The organism is Parabacteroides timonensis (assembly GCF_900128505.1).
Lineage (GTDB): Bacteria > Bacteroidota > Bacteroidia > Bacteroidales > Tannerellaceae > Parabacteroides > Parabacteroides timonensis.
In genome coordinates, this window is sequence record NZ_LT669941.1 from 2,291,908 (window position 1) to 2,311,285 (window position 19,378).

General features: G+C 45.1%; 11 protein-coding genes. 5 read left to right on the forward strand and 6 right to left on the reverse strand.

The window, feature by feature from the left end:
• Window positions 1–517 precede the first annotated feature (517 nt).
• The 5 genes from BQ7394_RS16800 (at window position 518) to BQ7394_RS16820 (ending at window position 9,194) form a co-directional block, all read left to right on the forward strand.
• Window positions 518–3,742, forward strand: coding sequence for a SusC/RagA family TonB-linked outer membrane protein (locus tag BQ7394_RS16800; RefSeq protein ID WP_075558485.1), 3,225 nt, complete (start codon window positions 518–520; stop codon window positions 3,740–3,742).
• A gap of 22 nt (window positions 3,743–3,764) precedes the next feature.
• A complete protein-coding gene (locus BQ7394_RS16805) occupies window positions 3,765–5,228 on the forward strand; it encodes a SusD/RagB family nutrient-binding outer membrane lipoprotein (protein ID WP_075558486.1) in 1,464 nt (487 codons plus the stop codon).
• Between the two features lie 323 nt (window positions 5,229–5,551).
• Window positions 5,552–6,460, forward strand: a complete 909-nt coding sequence (locus BQ7394_RS16810; RefSeq protein WP_075558487.1) for an electron transfer flavoprotein subunit beta/FixA family protein — start codon at window positions 5,552–5,554, stop codon at window positions 6,458–6,460.
• Window positions 6,461–6,464: 4 nt separating this feature from the next.
• On the forward strand, window positions 6,465–7,484 hold the full coding sequence (locus BQ7394_RS16815) for an electron transfer flavoprotein subunit alpha/FixB family protein (RefSeq protein ID WP_075558488.1): 1,020 nt from the start codon (window positions 6,465–6,467) through the stop codon (window positions 7,482–7,484).
• A gap of 3 nt (window positions 7,485–7,487) precedes the next feature.
• A complete protein-coding gene (locus BQ7394_RS16820; protein ID WP_075558489.1) occupies window positions 7,488–9,194 on the forward strand; it encodes an acyl-CoA dehydrogenase family protein in 1,707 nt (568 codons plus the stop codon).
• A 240-nt stretch (window positions 9,195–9,434) separates the two neighbouring features.
• Here the strand turns inward: BQ7394_RS16820 and BQ7394_RS26660 are convergent, their stop codons facing one another.
• The 6 genes from BQ7394_RS26660 to BQ7394_RS16850 all read right to left on the reverse strand — a co-directional run bounded on the left by BQ7394_RS26660 (window position 9,435) and on the right by BQ7394_RS16850 (window position 19,171).
• Window positions 9,435–9,695, reverse strand: a complete 261-nt coding sequence (locus tag BQ7394_RS26660) for a hypothetical protein (RefSeq protein WP_154674745.1) — start codon at window positions 9,693–9,695, stop codon at window positions 9,435–9,437.
• Between the two features lie 247 nt (window positions 9,696–9,942).
• A complete protein-coding gene (locus tag BQ7394_RS16830; RefSeq protein ID WP_075558491.1) occupies window positions 9,943–11,238 on the reverse strand; it encodes an MATE family efflux transporter in 1,296 nt (431 codons plus the stop codon).
• A gap of 217 nt (window positions 11,239–11,455) precedes the next feature.
• A complete protein-coding gene (locus BQ7394_RS16835; RefSeq protein WP_075560083.1) occupies window positions 11,456–13,528 on the reverse strand; it encodes a BT4734/BF3469 family protein in 2,073 nt (690 codons plus the stop codon).
• 156 nt (window positions 13,529–13,684) lie between these two features.
• Window positions 13,685–14,071 (reverse strand): HU family DNA-binding protein, encoded by a 387-nt coding sequence (locus BQ7394_RS16840; RefSeq protein WP_075558492.1) that lies wholly within the window; start codon window positions 14,069–14,071, stop codon window positions 13,685–13,687.
• A gap of 359 nt (window positions 14,072–14,430) precedes the next feature.
• Window positions 14,431–16,041 carry a RagB/SusD family nutrient uptake outer membrane protein gene (locus tag BQ7394_RS16845; RefSeq protein ID WP_075558493.1) on the reverse strand — a complete coding sequence of 537 codons (1,611 nt, stop codon included), beginning with the start codon at window positions 16,039–16,041 and terminating at the stop codon, window positions 14,431–14,433.
• Between the two features lie 34 nt (window positions 16,042–16,075).
• Window positions 16,076–19,171, reverse strand: a complete 3,096-nt coding sequence (locus BQ7394_RS16850) for a SusC/RagA family TonB-linked outer membrane protein (protein ID WP_075558494.1) — start codon at window positions 19,169–19,171, stop codon at window positions 16,076–16,078.
• Between the last annotated feature and the right edge of the window lie 207 nt (window positions 19,172–19,378).

Here is a 19,378-nt window from a genome sequence, read left to right on the forward strand (position 1 = left end):
CTATTTGAAAGGTAGGGATAATAAGATTGATTTCTTTTCATAGACACATTTTTTAATTAATAATACCAGTTCTCTGTAGATGGTGTGCAATATATGAAAATATTTTTAAAAATATACCCATTTCGATGAAAATAAAATTATTTTAAATAATAAATATTGATCCTAAAATGAGTTTATGTATTTTATACTGAAAACGAAAGAATAAAATGAAAATACAGTCTTTTAGGTTGCTTATTTATAAAATAAAACACCAGCAAATACAACAAAACCTTTACTAATCAATAGAATAAAATCAATTAGAACAAAGCAAAGCTACTTGCTTTCTACTTACCAGATTATTAAACCATGTTCTAATCTGCAATATTTCTTTCAAAACAACAGGAAACACAGACAGATACAAACAAATACACAAACCTTGAACACCAAGTTCTACAAGAACTATCGCTCAAAAACAAGCATGAATTGATCTGAAAGTAAATAAATCCTTAATAACCTAATAAATCTAAAATTCAAAAGTATGATAAGAAAACTATTTCTCAGTTTGCTATCCTTCATATTATGTACAGGAATAGCATTTGCTCAAACAAAAAAAGTAACTGGTACCGTTACCTCTGCAGACGACGGGCTACCGGTTATTGGAGCATCCATTATTGTTAAAGGTACAACTGTCGGAACAGTAACAGACATGGATGGTAAATTTTCGCTGGAAGTCCCCAACGAGGGTAAAATACTCCAGATATCTTTTGTAGGCATGAACTCACAGGATGTAGCGGTAAAGCCTCAGGTTACAGTTGTTCTTCAATCCGATACGCAAGACCTGGAAGAGATCGTCGTTACGGCACAAGGACTTACCCGTAAACAAAAATCATTGGGTTATGCAACTCAGCAACTCAAAGCAGATGAGTTAGTCCAGGTTCGTCAAACAGATCTGAATAATGCCTTGGTTGGTAAAGTATCGGGAGTTCGCTTCATCGGCTCTTCCGGTGCGACCTTCGATCCGGGCAAAATTGTATTACGCGGAACCTCTTCATTAACTGAGGCCGGAGGTAACGAACCGATCTATGTTGTCGATGGAGTTATCACCAGTAATATGTCTATCAATATGGATGATGTAGCTTCCGTGAACGTTCTAAAAGGACCGGCAGCCACTGCATTGTATGGAGCACGTGGTGGCAACGGTGCTATTATCATTACATCCAAAGGAGGTACAGGCGAACACAGTGAAATAACGGTAAGCCACACTATCGCCTGGGATAAAGCAAATATCCGCTACGACCTGCAGGACGAATACGGTGGAGGTTATTTAGGTGCCGATGCCGAAATGCCCATATTTAAATATGATCCGAATAAGCATCCGGCATACCTGCAAAAGCTGGATGGTGTCCGTTATTATGACTACAACAACGATGCCAGCTGGGGGCCAAAACTGGATGGTCGCGAATATGCCCCCTGGTACGCATGGGACCCGACAGACCCTCGATTCGGACAAACAAGCCAGTGGACTTCGCAGATGGACCTGAACGATTTGTTCCGTACCGGCGTTAGCAATACGACCAATGTTGCATTTACAAAATCCGGGAAAGATTATATGAGCCGCATTTCTTTCTCCAACGTATCCCGCAACGGTATTACTCCGAATAGTAATGCCTCACGCCGGTTCCTTTCTGTCAGAACCAGCTTCAAGCCGGTCGACCGCTTAAGAGTTTCTATGGACTACAAATATACCTATCGCAACAATCATAATGCTGCCGCCGAAGGATACCAGGAACTGGGAAATGCCCTCTACTCTTACGAACAGTGGGGACATACAAATGTCAACCTGAACGATTTGAAAGATTACAAACGTCCGGATGGAACATTCCGTTCATGGAATATCACCAGCCCGACAAATCTGACCGCAGCTTTCCATGAGAATCCGTTCGCCCTGTTCAACGAGATCAACCAGGATAAAACATACCAGTGGCATGTATTCAGTGGAGATGCAGAACTGGATCTCATTAAAAATATAAAAGCCGGCATCCGCGTAAACGGGAATATCCGTAGTTACAAAAAGGAAGTACGTTTACCCCAAAACATACACGGCGAAGTTTCCGAATACACGCAGGATCAAAATCAATTATCCGACATCCAGACACAGGGTCGTTTAACATGGAGCGACCACTTTATCGACAATAAGCTTTCCGTCGATGCCGCTTTATTCTTTGAAGACCGTGTATATAATCTCAATGAATTACAAGCTTTTACCCGCGACGGCCTATTCATGGACGGCTTCTTTAGTACGGCAGCATCTTCCGGCTTACCGGGTGGAAGCAGCAAACTGACCAAACAACACGACCAGAGTGTTTACGGAACAGCCACCATAGGCTGGGATAACACATATTATCTCGATTTTTCTTTACGTAATGACTGGACTTCTACGCTGCATCCTGACAAAAACAGCTTCCTGTATGGCGGTGTTTCCGTTGCAGCCATAGCTAGTAACTGGATCAAGAATGCAGAGTGGTTGTCATTCTGGAAACTGAGAGCATCCATGGCACAAGTCGGTTCAACCATGAATCCTTATAATATTTATCCGACCTATGTATTAAAAAATTCCAGTGGTGATCTGATCAAATACGGGCAACTCTCCAATATGTGGAATAGTACAAACCTGAAAGACCTGTATATTAAACCGACTATCTCCACCTCGTATGAAGTCGGTACGGAATTCCGTTTATTTAAGGACCGCTTATGGGGAGACTTCAACTTTTATAACCGCGACTCAAAAGACCAGATCATTAATGTGAATACAACACCGGCCAGCGGTTACCGGTCACGAAAGATGAATGCAGGTCTGATCCGTAACCGGGGTATCGAATTCTCTTTAGGCGGTCAGATCATCCAGACCAAAGACTGGACCTGGGAACTGAATGCCAACCTCTCCCATAACCGTAACACGCTAGAAGAACTAATCGATGGACAAGACACTTACCAAATCTATTGGAGAAGCTGGTCTTCACGTATCTATTCTTACGCAGAAGTAGGCAAACCGATCGGTGTAATCAGGGGTTCCACATGGAAAAAAGATCCGGAAGGACGCATTATTTTACAGGAAAGAAGCGATCCTAACCACCAGTATGGCCCGTATGCTCCGCTGGTAGAATCAACGGCACAGGAGGAATTAGGCAACATCCAACCGGACCTGACCGGAGGTTTCTCTACTTCCCTGCGTTATAAAGATTTCCATTTGGGAATGTCGTTCGACTTCCAGGTCGGAGGGGTCATCGCTTCCGCCACCAATATGTTTGGCGAAAGTTCCGGTTTATTAGCATCGACCACAGGTACAAACGACAAGGGTAACCCTATTCGTGCACAAGTAAAAGATGGCGGCGGTGTACGCATCGACGGTGTTGTAGAAAACCAGGATGGTTCTTATACGCCGGTTACAGCCTACGTAGATGCCAGCTATTATTTCCAAAGTCGCAAAGGAACCATTTGGGAAGACTATGTATATAAAGCCAGTTACCTGAAAATGCGCGAATTGTCTATCGGATACGATATACCACGCTCCTTCCTGCAAAAAACGAATTGCGGTATTAAGAAAGCCAGTGTATCATTTGTTGCCCAGAATCCCTGGTTAATTTATTCCGCAGCCCCCAACCTCGACCCGTCGGAGATGGGTGCAGCAAGTTATAACTATGTTGAAGGCGGCCAGGCAGCCTCTGTACGCACGTTCGGCTTTACTGTAAATCTTACCTTCTAATTTTAAAGACACGAATTAAGTTATGAAAAAAATAAAATTATTCGCATTAGCATTAATCGGACTATTATCTTTTAATAGTTGCGGGGATTACGGAGATGACAACATCGATCCTAACAATCCTTCGAACCCGGAAACCCGTTTCCTGTTTACGTACGCCTGTAAGAATGTCTCCCTGTTTTCTTATGTGGCTAATTATAATCCCTGGACACAGTTGTTTCCTCAATACCTCTCGGAACGTCAGAACATTCAATATTCGGATTTCGGTATGACTGATTTCAATACGGGTCCTTATTATTACGAATATATCCGTAACCTGGAAACAATTATCAAACTGAATACGGATGAAGAAACCAAAGATCTACCCAACGTAATACAACTGGGCAGTACAGCCAACCAGTTGGCCGGTTGCCGTACACTACGTGCTTTCTATTACATGCACCTGACGGACATCATGGGTATGATCCCTTATAGTGAAGCATTGAAAGGGGATGATGGGAACTTCAATCCGAAATATGATACGCAGGAATTCATCTATGAGGATCTGGAAAAAGAATTGAACGAAGCGTATGCACAATTCGATGAATCCGGCACACTGGATAAAACGTATGACATTCTTTACAACGGTGACGTGGCCAAATGGAAGAAACTGAATGCTTCATTACGAATGATGATGGCCATCAAACTGTCCGATGTAGCTCCGGAAATAGGAAAAGCACGTTTTGCCAAGGCTTATGCAGACGGAGGTATGACAGACAACAGCGAGTTGTTGGAATACAAATACCTTCCGGAGACAGCCAACCAAAATCCTCTGTATACTAATATCATCGAAAGTGGACGTAAAGACTTCGCTCCATCAAAGACCATTCTGGATCAATTGATAGCCTATAACGATCCGCGCCTGAAAGAATATGCAGTACCTAATTCGGAAGGAGAATACAATGGAGTACCTTTCGGCCTTACCAAAACAGAAATTGCACAATACACAGACATGGCTTTTTTCAACGAAAGATATTATCAGCAGGATGCTCCTATCGTTGTGATTTCGCCGTCACATATTTTATTGATCGAAGCCGAAGCAGCCATACGAGGCTGGATCGGCGGAAATGCGGAAGAACTGTATAATGCCGGTATCAAAGCCTCTTTCGGTCAATACGGTATCGGTTCAGACGAATTCGACAAATACATCATACAGGATGCAATCAAACTGACGGGCTCCGATACCGAAAAGATCGAAAAGATCGCCATGCAACGCTGGTTAGCCAACTTTATGCAGGATGGTGTCGAGGCATGGTCAGACTGGCGTCGCCTGAACGTTCCGAATATCAAGCCGGGCCCATCGGCAACCATCACACATATCCCGTATCGTCGCGTATATTATCCAGACGACTATAATACAAACAAGGCTAATTACGACGCAGCGATTGCAGCACAAGGCCCGGATAATTTCGATACGCGTGTCTGGTGGGATACATCGGACAATAAATAAGAAGTTATTAATTACAAATAATGCCAAACCTTATTTTATCTGATCGAAGATAAAAAACACACTTATTAAGACCGGGGTTAATAGTGATATTAGCTCCGGTTGTCTGTTATTTAAAGGACAGAACCATATCATCAACAGACGTACATATAGATCGGTTTATGAATATAATCCCTCAAAACGACTGCTCAAAAAAACCTAAAGTGTGCACATTTCAGGTTAAAGTTGTTTGATATAAAGAATGTTTGACTACTTTTGCAGTTCGGTATTTTTTACTAATTACCGAATAATTTTCAGACAATAGAAATCTAATATTCCTATTTAATATGAGTTTAAGAATTATTGTTTTAGCGAAGCAGGTTCCGGACACACGCAACGTGGGAAAGGATGCGATGAAAGAAGACGGAACGGTAAACCGTGCCGCACTTCCCGCCATCTTTAACCCGGAAGACCTGAACGCATTGGAACAGGCCCTACGCCTGAAAGATGCCTACCCCGGATCAACTGTTACATTGCTGACTATGGGCCCGGGACGTGCCGCCGAAATTATCCGTGAAGGTTTATACCGCGGAGCAGACGGCGGCTTTTTGTTAACCGACCGCGCCTTTGCCGGAGCCGATACATTGGCTACTTCATACGCTTTGGCTACGGCTATCAAAAAAATTAATGATTATGACATCATCATCGGTGGCCGTCAGGCTATCGACGGAGATACAGCACAGGTTGGTCCCCAGGTAGCAGAAAAGCTGGGATTGACACAGATCACTTACGCTGAAGAAATCCTGAATGTGGATGAAGCAGCACGCCGTATCACCGTTAAACGTCATATCGACGGAGGTGTGGAAACCGTAGAAGGTCCGCTGCCTATCGTCATCACAGTAAACGGCTCGGCAGCTCCCTGCCGTCCGCGCAACGCCCGACTGGTACAGAAATACAAACGTGCCATGGGTGCACAGGAAAAAGCAGCTCAACCGACTGCCTGCCATCCTGATGTTCCGAGCGAACTGCCGTATGCAGACCTTTACGAAAAACGCCCGTACCTGAATATCCAGGAATGGAGCGTGAACGACGTAAACGGAGACTTGACACAGTGCGGTCTGTCCGGTTCACCTACAAAGGTAAAGACTATACAGAATATCGTGTTCCAGGCAAAGGAAAGCAAAACGCTGACCAGCGCGGATAAGGATATAGAAGAGATGATTGTTGAACTGTTAGCTAACCATACCATCGGATAAGATTATGAATAACGTATTTGTATATTGTGAGATTGAAGGCACAACCATTGCCGATGTAAGTCTCGAACTTCTGACCAAAGGTCGTAAGTTAGCGAATCAGTTAGGTTGCCAGCTGGAAGCAGTTGTTGCCGGTAGCGGCCTCGAAGGTGTAGAAAGCCAGGTACTGCCTTACGGTGTCGACAAAGTACATGTGTTCGATGCTCCGGGCCTGTTCCCCTACACTTCATTACCCCACTCTTCTGTCCTGATCAACCTGTTCAAGGAAGAAAAACCTCAGATCTGCCTGATGGGTGCTACCGTTATCGGTCGCGACCTGGGTCCTCGTGTATCTTCTGCACTGACCAGCGGCCTGACTGCAGACTGTACTTCATTGGAGATCGGTCCTCACGAAGATAAACGGGCAGGTATCACGTATGAAAACCTGTTGTATCAGATCCGTCCAGCTTTCGGTGGTAACATCGTGGCAACCATCATCAACCCGGAACACCGTCCTCAGATGGCTACCGTTCGCGAAGGTGTGATGAAGAAAGAGATCCTGGATGCCAATTATAAAGGCGAAGTGGTAAAACACGACGTAGCAAAATATGTATCCGATGCTGATTATGTAGTAAAAGTAATCGACCGTCACGTTGAAAAAGCGAAACACAACCTGAAAGGTGCTCCTATCGTAGTTGCCGGAGGTTATGGCGTAGGGTCGAAAGAAAACTTCAACCTGCTGTTCGAATTAGCTAAAGAACTTCATGCAGAAGTAGGTGCCAGCCGTGCTGCTGTCGACGCCGGTTTCTGTGACCACGACCGCCAGATCGGACAGACCGGTCTGACCGTTCGCCCGAAACTCTATATCGCCTGCGGTATTTCCGGACAGATCCAGCACATTGCCGGTATGCAGGACGCAGGTATTATCATCTCTATCAACAACGACGAGAACGCTCCGATCAACACCATCGCTGACTATGTGATCAACGGTCCGGTTGAAGAAGTGATCCCGAAGATGATCAAGTATTACAAACAGAACAGTAAATAAGATATGGCTAACTTTTATTTAGATAATCCCAGCATGAAACATCACCTGCATCACCCGTTGATGCAGCGGATCGTAGAGCTGAAAGAACGCGGCTATGCCGACAAGGATAAATATGACTATGCTCCTCAGGATTTCGAAGATGCAATGGACAGCTACGAAAAGGTACTGGAAATTGTAGGTGAAATCTGTGGTGAGATCATCGCTCCCAATGCAGAGGGCGTAGACCATGAAGGCCCGTCTGTTGCCAACGGACGTGTGACGTATGCCAAAGGTACTCAGGAAAACCTGGATGCCGTACGCAAAGCCGGCCTGATGGGTATTGCAATGCCCCGCCGTTACGACGGCCTGAACTTCCCGATCGTTCCTTACATCATGGCAGCCGATATGGTATCGCGTGCCGATGCAGGTTTTGAAAACCTTTGGGGATTGCAGGACTGTGCGGAAACATTATATGAATTCGGTAACGACGACCAGCGTCAGCGTTATATCCCGCGTGTTTGTGCCGGAGAAACGATGTCGATGGACTTGACCGAACCGGATGCCGGTTCCGACCTGCAGTCTGTTATGCTGAAAGCTACTTACTGCGAAAAGGACGATTGCTGGTATCTGAACGGCGTAAAACGTTTCATTACCAACGGTGATGCCGATATTCACCTGGTACTGGCACGTTCCGAAGAAGGCACACGCGACGGTCGTGGTTTGTCCATGTTCATCTACGACAAACGTAACGGTGGTGTGAATGTTCGCCGTATCGAGAACAAGATGGGTATCAAAGGATCCCCTACTTGCGAATTGGTATTCAAGAATGCCAAAGCCGAACTTTGCGGTGACCGCAAACTAGGTTTGATCAAATATGTAATGGCATTGATGAACGGTGCCCGCCTGGGTATCATGGCACAGGCAGTAGGTTTGAGCGAAGCGGCTTACCGCGAAGGTTACACCTATGCAACGGAACGTAAACAGTTCGGCAAAGCGATCATCGAATTCCCGGCTGTATATGAAATGGTAGCCCTGATGCGTGCCAAAGCGGATGCTTCCCGTTCCATGCTTTACGAAACTGCTCGTTTCGTAGACGTTTATAAGGCGTTGGACGATATATCCAAAGAACGTAAGCTAACTCCGGAAGAACGTCAGGAAATGAAGAAATACAGCAAACTGGCTGATGCATATACCCCGATGGGTAAAGGTATGACCACCGAATATGCCAACCAAAATGCGTATGACGCAATCCAGATCCATGGTGGTTCAGGTTTCATGAAAGACTATGCCTGTGAACGTATCTACCGTGATGCCCGTATCACAAACATCTACGAAGGAACTACCCAGTTGCAGGTGGTTGCAGCGATCCGCCACGTCACCACAGGTACTTACCTGGCTCAGATCCGTGAATACGAAGCCATCGAATACAAACCGGAACTGGAAGGTCTGAAGAACAAGCTGAAAGCAATGACCGACAAGTACGAAAAAGTAGTTGCCGCGGTTACAGAAACCAAAGACAACGAATACATCGACTTCCAGGCACGCCGTATGGTAGAAGCTGCCGCTCATTGTGTCTTCGGTTACCTGTTACTTCAGGATGCCAACAAAAACGACAGTTACCGCCGTTCAGCCGAAGTATATATCAACTACGGCCAGGCAGAAGTTGACAAGATCGAATCTTTCATCAACAACTTCAACCGCGAAGATCTGGCGTATTACAGACAAGCATAATACAACCATCTCATAAAAAAGAAAATCCGGGTATCGTTTGATATCCGGATTTTTTATTTCTACATTTGTCCCAACAACCAAACAGTATTAGCTATGAACAATTACAATCCTTTATTACACCACCGTCATAGTATCCGGCTACAAGGATACGATTACTCCCAAGAAGGCCTATATTTCATAACGATATGCACGCATAATATGCAATGCCTATTTGGCAACATCACCAACGGCCAAATGATATTAAACCAATTTGGCCAAATCATCGAATCCGCCTGCCAACAAATCGAACAACAATCCCCCTACATCCGCTTCAATATCTATTGCATCATGCCCAACCACTTCCACGCCATCATCGAAATCACCTCCCCCTGTACGGGCGGTTCGCGAACCGCCCTTTCCCGCCCCACCAAACCCCTCGGCCGCATCATCGGCGCATTCAAAACAATCACAACCAAAAACATTAATCTTATCAATAACACACCAGGCCAACGATTGTGGCATCGCAATTATTATGAACATATTATCCGCAATGATTACTCATATCAGAATATATATAATTATATATTGGAGAATCCGGAGAGGTGGGATAGGGATAAATATAGGAGATGAAAGGGGGGATGGAGGCTATGATGGGGATAGAGGCGATGATGGGGATGGGGCGACGGTAGGGGCGGTTCGCGAACCGCCCGTACAGGGCCTGCCCTATTCAAATAAGCCCCCCATTCAAATAAGCCCCCCTATAGCATATTCAGATAGAGGCAAAAGAGCGGCGATGCCACAATCCCCATTGCATAATTCCTCGTAACGATAAATAAATCAAAAACGCCATCCATAATGCATGGTTTCCCATTATTCCGTAAAACAGATAATAGACAACGAAGAATGTACCTGAAGCGACCAGCATCGAATAAAGCATCAGGCGGGTAGCTGTAGCCCCGATCAGGATGCCATCCCAAAGGAAAGCGGCAAAACCGGCCAATGGGATAGCCAGCACCCAGTAATAATAAGTTCCGGCAGCCTCTATGACTGTCGTGTCGTTGGTCAATAAGCCCAGAAAGCCTTGACCGCCTATCATATACAGAATTGTAAAGGATAATGATAACCCCCAGCCCCAACGGAATAATAGCCGGATCATCCTTTGTAATCCATTCCGGTTCTGTGCACCGACATAACGCCCTGTCATCGCTTCGCCGGCATAGGCAAAGCCATCCATGATATAAGAAAACAAGGTGAACAACTGCATTAATAAGGTATTGACAGCCAATACGACATCCCCCTGCCGCGCCCCTGTCGATGTGAAAAAGGTTGTGACAGCCACCAGGCACAACGTACGGAAAAAGATATCGCTATTTACCTGAAAGAAACGATGCATAGCTGTCCAGCCCAAAATCTCCCGCCAGCGAAAAGGAATTTTCAATCTTCCGTAATAACGTAGCCAAAGCAGTAAAGCCATAAAAAGTCCGGCGTATTGGGCAATCAGCGTACCCAATGCCACACCCTCGATCTTCATATCCAACAGATAGACAAAAGCCAGGCTTGCGACGATATTCACTATATTTTGTGTAATCGCTATAAACATCGGGAAACGGGAATTCTGCATGCCGATAAACCACCCGGCAAAACCATACAACCCCAGTACAGCGGGTGCTCCCCATACACAGATACTAAAATAAACCGTAGCCAACTCGCGAACCTCGGCAGTAGCATCTATCAAAAGAAAAGCGACTTTCCGAATCGGATACTGAAGCAGTAACAGGCATAAAGCTATAAAAAGCCCTACTCCCACTGCCCTCAACAAAACACGGGTCACCTCGTTCAGATCACGTTTACCAAAAGCCTGCGAAGTCATCCCACTCGTCCCCATCCGTAGGAAACCAAACAACCAATAGATTATATTAAACAGCATCCCTCCCACTGCGATCGCTCCGATATAGGAAGCCGATCCCAAGTGTCCCACAATGGCGACATCGATCAGTCCCAATAGAGGAACGGTTATATTTGAGACAATAGAGGGAATTGCCAGTTGAAGTATCTTTTTATTCATATTACATCCTTATATCGACATACAAAGATACAGATTTGTTTGCATTTTATCAGATTTGTATCATCTGCAACAACAATGCCGAACAGCTTTCATACAAATGTTTCACTTATTTCATCTGCCATCTGCAACAAATACACATAACACACTATTGAACAGCGAATTTACGGTTGCAGACTCAACGATTTATCTGCAACCGCATCTGCCACCTGTCACCCCTTTACTTTATTTTTACGACAGAATAGCAAGTACCGCGTCGGGTACGCCGGGAAGGATACTTGTTTTTCTGCAACAAGCGACCGAAATAAGACAACCGTTTATTTCCCAACTTCACACCGCTCATCTTTTGCAGATAAAGGACTATTTCAATCGGAGATAAACATTCACAATCTTCATCCGGCAAAGCGGGACGGAAATATTGCAAAAGCAATTGTTCTTCAACAGGCATTTGCTGAAAAGCCTCATTATTCTTTGTCGTCGAAAACTCTTCTTCGGAAGTAAACCAGTAACGCTCGCCGGAAGCCAAAGCGGCTGATGCCTGTGCATACAATTGCTCGTAATTTACCGTAAACGAATGATCGATCGTACCTGTTATTTCAATACAAATAAAACGGCGGCTTCCGGTCGGGTCGGACAATAAATCGTAATTATTGCAGGTCGCAATGAAAGAAGCATAGCGATGCAGCGCATCGACACTCCGCTTATAAGGCTGACGGGCATTGACTACCGGCTTTTGAAGGACATGCTTCAAAAAACTTTGATAAGCGGAACTGACCGAGTCGAACTCGTCGATATTAATCAGGGCAAAACGACTTAACATCAACTCCGCATTTCGCTTGTTCCCGAAATCAATACTATCGGTATAATATAGACGCAGGGAAGGAGGCAACAAATTCCGGCACCAGGTAGACTTGCCGCATCCCTGCGGTCCTACCAGCAATGGCAACGAACTGTTCGCATGCAGATGTTCGCGCCTGCGCCAATGCATAACCATACTCAGAAACCAAATATAAAACAGATCGCGCCAATCCGGATTAGCAGTCGGCAATGTATCTGCCAAAGCACGAATATGATCCTTTCCGTCCCAGACAGGCAAATGATCCAGAAAGTCATCCAATGGATGAAAGACCGGTGCGCGATCCGAATAAACATATCGTTTCACATCCCTGTCCCACAATGCCAACCCTTCGGCCTGTGCATTCAGCCCGATACTATTCAATACGGTATCTGTTATCGGAGCAAACTGAATATAATAAGATCCGCGGGCACGAAACTCGACCTCCCCGGTCAGCATATTACGCCGGAATTCATACCGACGCTTCATAAACTCATCCGTTTTAACAGCCATCAATTGCTCCTGGGGTACAGTAAACTTCTTCCCGAAATTCCTGGATAATTGATAAGCCGTATGTATCGTTTCCCTTATTTCCTCTTCAAAAAACTTCAGATCCTGGTATATCATCGTCCAGCGGACAGCATCTTCTTCCGGAATACCCGAATGGAAACAGTTTTCAGCCAACCGGATCAGAAAAGGCCTTACCTCCCTCCCTTCGTCCAGCCCTCCGGTCTTGTCCAATGCATCCTGTACACAGGCATTATACAAACGGGAAATAATATGGCTACGCTCATAACCGGGCATCAATCGCAGTAACGGGTCTTCATTTTTCTCAACCGCCTCCCTGTAAGTAATTTCAGAAGACAATTGCATCGGTTGTTCCAATGTCAATGGGATAGCCGAAGGATTATAATAAAGTTCCGGATCATACGAGAACCTGCACCCTTGCTCCAAAGACGGATTTTCAAACAGGATATCACATTGCAACTGGCCACGGTAATAATTCACCGCACGCCGGCAGGCTGCCGCATGAAACAATTCTGCCAACTCTTTCGTTTGTGGCAAAGAACCATCCGGCAGGGTAAACGGAACCAGTATTTTCACACTTTTGCCACTCGATCCGGCAAAAGCCGCCAGTGTCTGCGGAGCTTCCGAAGCTAATTTCTTTATTTTTTCCACTTCCCTACGATCTGCCAGGTTATTGACCTGTACCAAAACGACTCCATTGTACGAGCTGAAATACAGTTCATTCTCTTTTTTCCTGAACTTAGCAGCAAACAGTAAAACAGGGATCTTATCGGCATGGACATTTTTACGACCAGGCATTATACTTTTCAGTGACTCTCTCAACAATACTATTTCTCTGCTGTACTTTTCATTGGCCATCGTTGCCATTACAGCCTCCAACTCTATATTTTTCAGCGACTTACCATCGCCTTTCATCTGTGTTACTTTCATAAATACCATTTATTTTATTTGTGGCGTGTGACAGATGACAGATATCGTTGCAGATAACACCTCATCATCTGCCACACCTAACAAATTATCCTTCAACCATCTACCACCGATAGTGGCAGATGACAGATAAATTCCCAAAACTTTATGTATAAACGATTATTTCAGCTTCGTAAACTCTATATCGCTCAGCTTTTCTTTTAGTTTCGGACTGGGTTTAAAGCTGATACTTTTCAATTTGATGGACTCGGCACGTACCTTGGAAGGAACTTCCACCTCCCGGTTCGGTTGGGCGGTGATACTGAACGTGCCCAAACCGTCTATTGTAACGGTGTAGCCATCTTTCAGATGAAATGCGATCATACGGGTCAGGTTTTCGATCATCCCTTTCACCTCCCCGTAGTTGAAGGTGCTCATATCGGCCATCTGATTGGCCAGGGCGTCGAGATTTACATTACCGTAACTTACGGTGGTTACTGAGTACTTCACCTGCTCTTTGTCGGTGATATTGTCATTGATTTTCGTGAGTTTGTACCTTACAGCCATGCGGTTCCCTTTCTTTTAGATTTAATATTACTACTAGTTATGTCAAAGGTTACTACCTTTTATCTCTTTAGTCACTAGTTAGTAATACTACCCTGTACAGGATAATTGAATAGGGTGTACAGGGTGGCTTGGCAAGGTGTACAGGATAGTCAGCCAGGGTGTACAAGATAGTAATACTAAGTTGGGACTAAAGATATAAAATATAACGAGAAAAGCAATAGTTTGTAAGAAGTTTATTTCTAAAAACAAACAAAGGAAGAGCCTCCAGCTTGTCATCGCAATGACTACGGCTTTCCGACTCTTCCTTCATTATACATCAAGATATTATTTTATCTCGATAAGAAGAATAATAGGATCAATTAATAACCCGGATTCTGTGCCAGATTCGGATTCTTGTCTCTACTGGTCTGCGGAATCGGCAGATAGCGGTTCTTCACGGCGAACTGACGGTTTTCGATAAGCGCTTCACCATTGATAACGGCACGCTTGTAAGGATCAGTTTCGCTGTAATTGATTGTACCGGTAATGCGGTTCAACGGACCGTTCAGCAATGTTTCAGCCAACATCTTACCGTTGGTATCTTTCCAACGCAGAATATCAGCACGACGCACACCTTCACCAGCCAACTCAATACAACGTTCGCGACGAATCAGTTCACGCAGGCTTTCTTTTGTACTATATTTAGCACGGTCTACTGCCGGCATGCCTGCACGGCTACGGATCTGATCCAGGTAGCTATACACCTGATCGGAAGGACCGTCCAATTCGTTGGCTGCTTCGGCATACGTAAGCAATACTTCAGCATAACGGAACACGATTACACAAGTTCCGGTGCTCCAAATATTAGGATATTGTTCAAACGGATCCAAGTATTTAGCCCAAGTCAAAGATGTCTTAGAAGCATTATCTGTATAAGTTGGATAGTTGATGTTCTTCGTCTTGCCATCAGATTCTAATTCATCCAATGTATTCAAGACTTCACCTTTCCAGTCCTGTCCCGGATACAAGATTGTCATATCCATACGCGGGTCACGATTGGCAAACGGATGAGCTGCGTCATACAAACTAGACTCTTCTTTTGTCTTTCCGTCTGTCATTTCATACATATCTACCAAATTCTGTGTCGGAACGATAGACGACCAGCCACCATCCTTATTGTTATACATCTGACCAATTGTACCCAAACCGAATGTATTCGGAATGCGTTGGTCAGCAATGATAACCTCTTTCGAATCGACACCTGTCAATCTAAACAGATTTTCATAATCCGCATCCAGTTCATATTGCTTCAGGTCGATGATAGCCTGTGCAGCTTCCTTGGCTTTCTGCCATTCGCCATAATAAAGGGCTTCGCGCATCTTGATAGCCAAGACACCGCCCTTGGCAATACGTCCGCGTGCAGCAGGCGTTTCGCTGATACCGGCCAAAGCATCTTCCAAATCTTGAGCAATCTGGGCACGTACTTCTTCTTCCGTATTACGAGGCACCTGTGCTTCTTCAGCTGTCAGATAAGAATCGATGATGGGCACACCACCATACCACCAGTTCAACAAGAAATACTTGTAAGCACGGATCGCCTTTGCCTGTGCAATCAAGTCGTTCTTTGTTGCTTCCGACTTAAATTCTACATTATCGATATTCTCCAAGACCGTATTACAACGACGGATAATAGTAAAGTCATAGAACGAAGCACCCGGATTACCGCTGGACAAAGAGCCGTCTCCCCAAGGACGCCATCCTTCCCACGAGAAGTTGTTATAGCCAATATCAGAACCACAGTCGAGATATAACAACGATCCTGCATCCCACAGCCCGTTATAACATCCAACCACAAAACTCTCTGCATCTTCTTCTGTCTGCCAAGTGGTAGAAGGCGACAATGCATCATGTGGTGCTGTATCTAAAAAGTCAGAGCAAGAAGTAGAGAAAAGCGCTACTCCTGCCAATAAATATATAGATAATCGTTTCATAAAATTCAACTTATATTAGATAGTCATTAATCATTTAGAAGGTCACATTAACACCGAATGAATGAGTTGTAGACAGCGGATAGCTTGACAAACGTGTACTTACTGTTTCCGGGTCTACATTCAGCGGCATAGAATCGAATGTCAACAGGTTTTCTGCTGAATAGTACACTCTCAAACTCTGGATACCCGCCTTTTCCAGGATACTCTTCGGGAAGGTGTAGCCCAGCTGTGCAGTCTTCAGACGCAGGTAGCTTGTGTTCATTACCCAGAAATCAGAGAATACGACAGAGGCTTCACTCGGAGACATACGGGCTTCTGCCACGCGCGGCATGCTTGCGTTCTTGTTTTCAGGTGTCCATGAGTCCAGCCATGCGGTTGACGGGTGGCCTGCACTACCGGAAAATTCACCGAAGGCTTCTTTTGTATAAGCGAAACCAACGTTGGCAGCACCGGTAAAGTTCAGTGTCAAGTCGAAGTTCTTATAGCCGGCATTCACGTTCAGACCGAAGGTCATCACCGGATCTTTTGTCTTATACAGTTCGCGGTCTTCCGCTGTGATCTTACCGTCGCCATTTGTATCGACATATTTCAAGTCACCACCCTTGAACTGCAAACCGAACGGATAACCATCCTGTTTGGAGTATTTATCCATCCATGCCTGTGCTTCTTCATCAGATTGGAAGAATCCGTCTGTACGGTACACATACCATGAGTTGATAGGCGAACCTACCTGGCGCATAAAGTCGCCATCGGCCATACGTTCCACACCACCCAGGTTTTCGATCTTATTCTTATTGTATGCGAAGTTACCGACAACGCCTAACTTCCAGTCCCCCCATTGGTTGGCATAGCCCAACTGAATTTCCACACCACGGTTGCGCATAGCACCTACGTTGTCCTTATAAGCACCCAAAGCAAATTCGGTCGGGACGGGCACTTCCATGATAATATCCGTTGTCTTACGATCGTAATAGTCGAAAGTGAAGCTGATCTTATTGTTGATCATAGCGTCGATACCCAAGCCCCAGGTTGTTGACTTTTCCCATGAGAGGTCTTCAATCTTATAGCTTCCCTGATAATAACCGGTTGTCAGCGCACCACCCATCGGATAGTTTGCCCCCAAGTTGTAAGTGTTCAACCAAGGATAGAAGTCGCCTCCGGTCGGAGTTCCGTCGCTCAACGCATCCTGGTTACCCAACATACCCCACGAACCGCGAATCTTCAAGCTGTTCAGCCAATCTTTTGTATTTTCCATGAAGCTTTCTTCGCTGATACGCCATGCACCGGAGAAAGAAGGGAAATATCCCCAACGATGTCCGGGAGCAAAACGGGAAGAAGCATCCGCACGGAAGTTGGCTTCCAGCAAATATTTTCCGGCATAATCATAGTTGATACGACCGAAGTAAGAAAGCATAGCCAGTTCGCGTGTAAATCCGGAGTTGGTCTGAGTGGCCGTAGCACCGGCATTCATATCGTCCAATTCGTTGTTCGGGAAATTTTCACGATACATACTGTTATAGCGTACGTCGTATTGCTCAACATGATAACCCAACATAGCTTTCAGATTATGCAACTGCCCGAATGTCTTGTCGTAGTTCAACAGGGCGTCGAAGTTGTAGCGTGTCCAGTTGGTGAAGCGTTCTTCGAGGCTGTTCGGACGGTTCGCCTGTGTCGGGTCTTCGGCCACCTTCTTAACAAAAGCCTTGAAATGCTGGTCGTCATTCACATACGAACCGGAGAGGGTTGCCTTCAAGCCATCGATAATCTGATAGTCAACGGCCAATGATCCGGTGAAGTTCTGATTGTATTTATCGACTGTCTGTCCGGAATCCAGCCAGGCTATCGGGTTACCGTCGTTTGTTGCACCGTATGTTCCGTCTTCATTATAAATAGGAATCATCGGGCTTAGGATGTTCAATTGACGAATAATCTGGTCAGACCAGCCACCTCCATAGTTGGAATTCGGGTCTTTGTAGTCGTTCTTGATATAAGCCATGTTCAAACGAACTGTCAACTTCTTGGTGATATTCATGTCCAGGTTGGCACGGCCGTTGAACTGTTTACGTTCTGAATTCGGTAGAATACCAGTCTGTCCCAAATAGCCGACAGAGGCCATATATTTGGTGTTTTCAGTACCACCACTCACGTTGACATTGTGTTTGTGCAACACACCGGTCTGATAAGCGGCATCGTTCCAGTCTGTGTTCGGGTGTCCGTATGGGTCAGAGCCATCTTGGAACAGACGAATGTCTTCGTCGCTATAGCGGTGAGGCAATCCGTTGTTCTCGTCGATGCGGTTGTACAGCATGGCATATTCGGCAGAGCTGACACGTTCGATCACTGAAGTCGGGTTTGACACACCGACATATCCATTATAAGAAATACGGGGAGCACCGGTTTTACCACGTTTTGTAGTAATCAAGATTACCCCGTTGGAAGCCTTCGAACCGTAGATAGCAGCAGAAGAAGCATCCTTCAAAACTGAAATGCTTTCAATGTCATTCGGGTCTACACTATCCATCGAGCCACTTTCGATACCATCAATCAGGATGTAAGGAGAAGCATTGTTCAAGGTTCCGACACCGCGGATACGGATATTACTACCGTCCTCACCCGGACGACCTTCACCAGCCGTAATTGTCACACCCGGCATCAAACCTTGCAGACCGGATGATACGTTAGAAATCGGACGGTTTGTTAATTCGTCGCTTGCAACAGATGCAACGGCACCCGAAAGATTCGCTTTTTGCTGAGTACCATAACCGACAACGACTACTTCATCCAACTTCTGTGTGTCTTCTTCCAAAGAGACATTCAAGGTTGCCTGTCCTGTGTACTTGATTTCCTGCGTCAGATAGCCGATGAAGGAAATCTGGATCACATCTCCGTTTTTAACATCCAGTACAAAGTTACCATCCATGTCAGTAACTGTTCCATTTGTCGTTCCTTTCACGACAACAGAAGCACCGGCAACAGGGCCAAAAACATCATTTACTGTCCCTTTCAAACTTTTTTGTTGCTGAGAAATGTCAACTTTGGGAATTGCTGTATGGCCGGCTGCATAAACTCCTCCGGAGCATAATGCGGCAGACAAAAGCATAAGGCTGACTGGTCTTGCGATTTTCAACATAACAATTGCTTTTTGTTTAATAATAATACTAGTAACTATATGAATTAGATCCAAGGAGCTGAAACTCACCACTACTTATAGATTACATATTTTCTATGGCATTCAGATTCTCACGTCTCTAAGGATTTAAACCACCAAACATAGTTCTGATAGAACTAGTGCAAGCCGTACACCTATAAAGGCCAGAAATACAATAAGATAAACAAA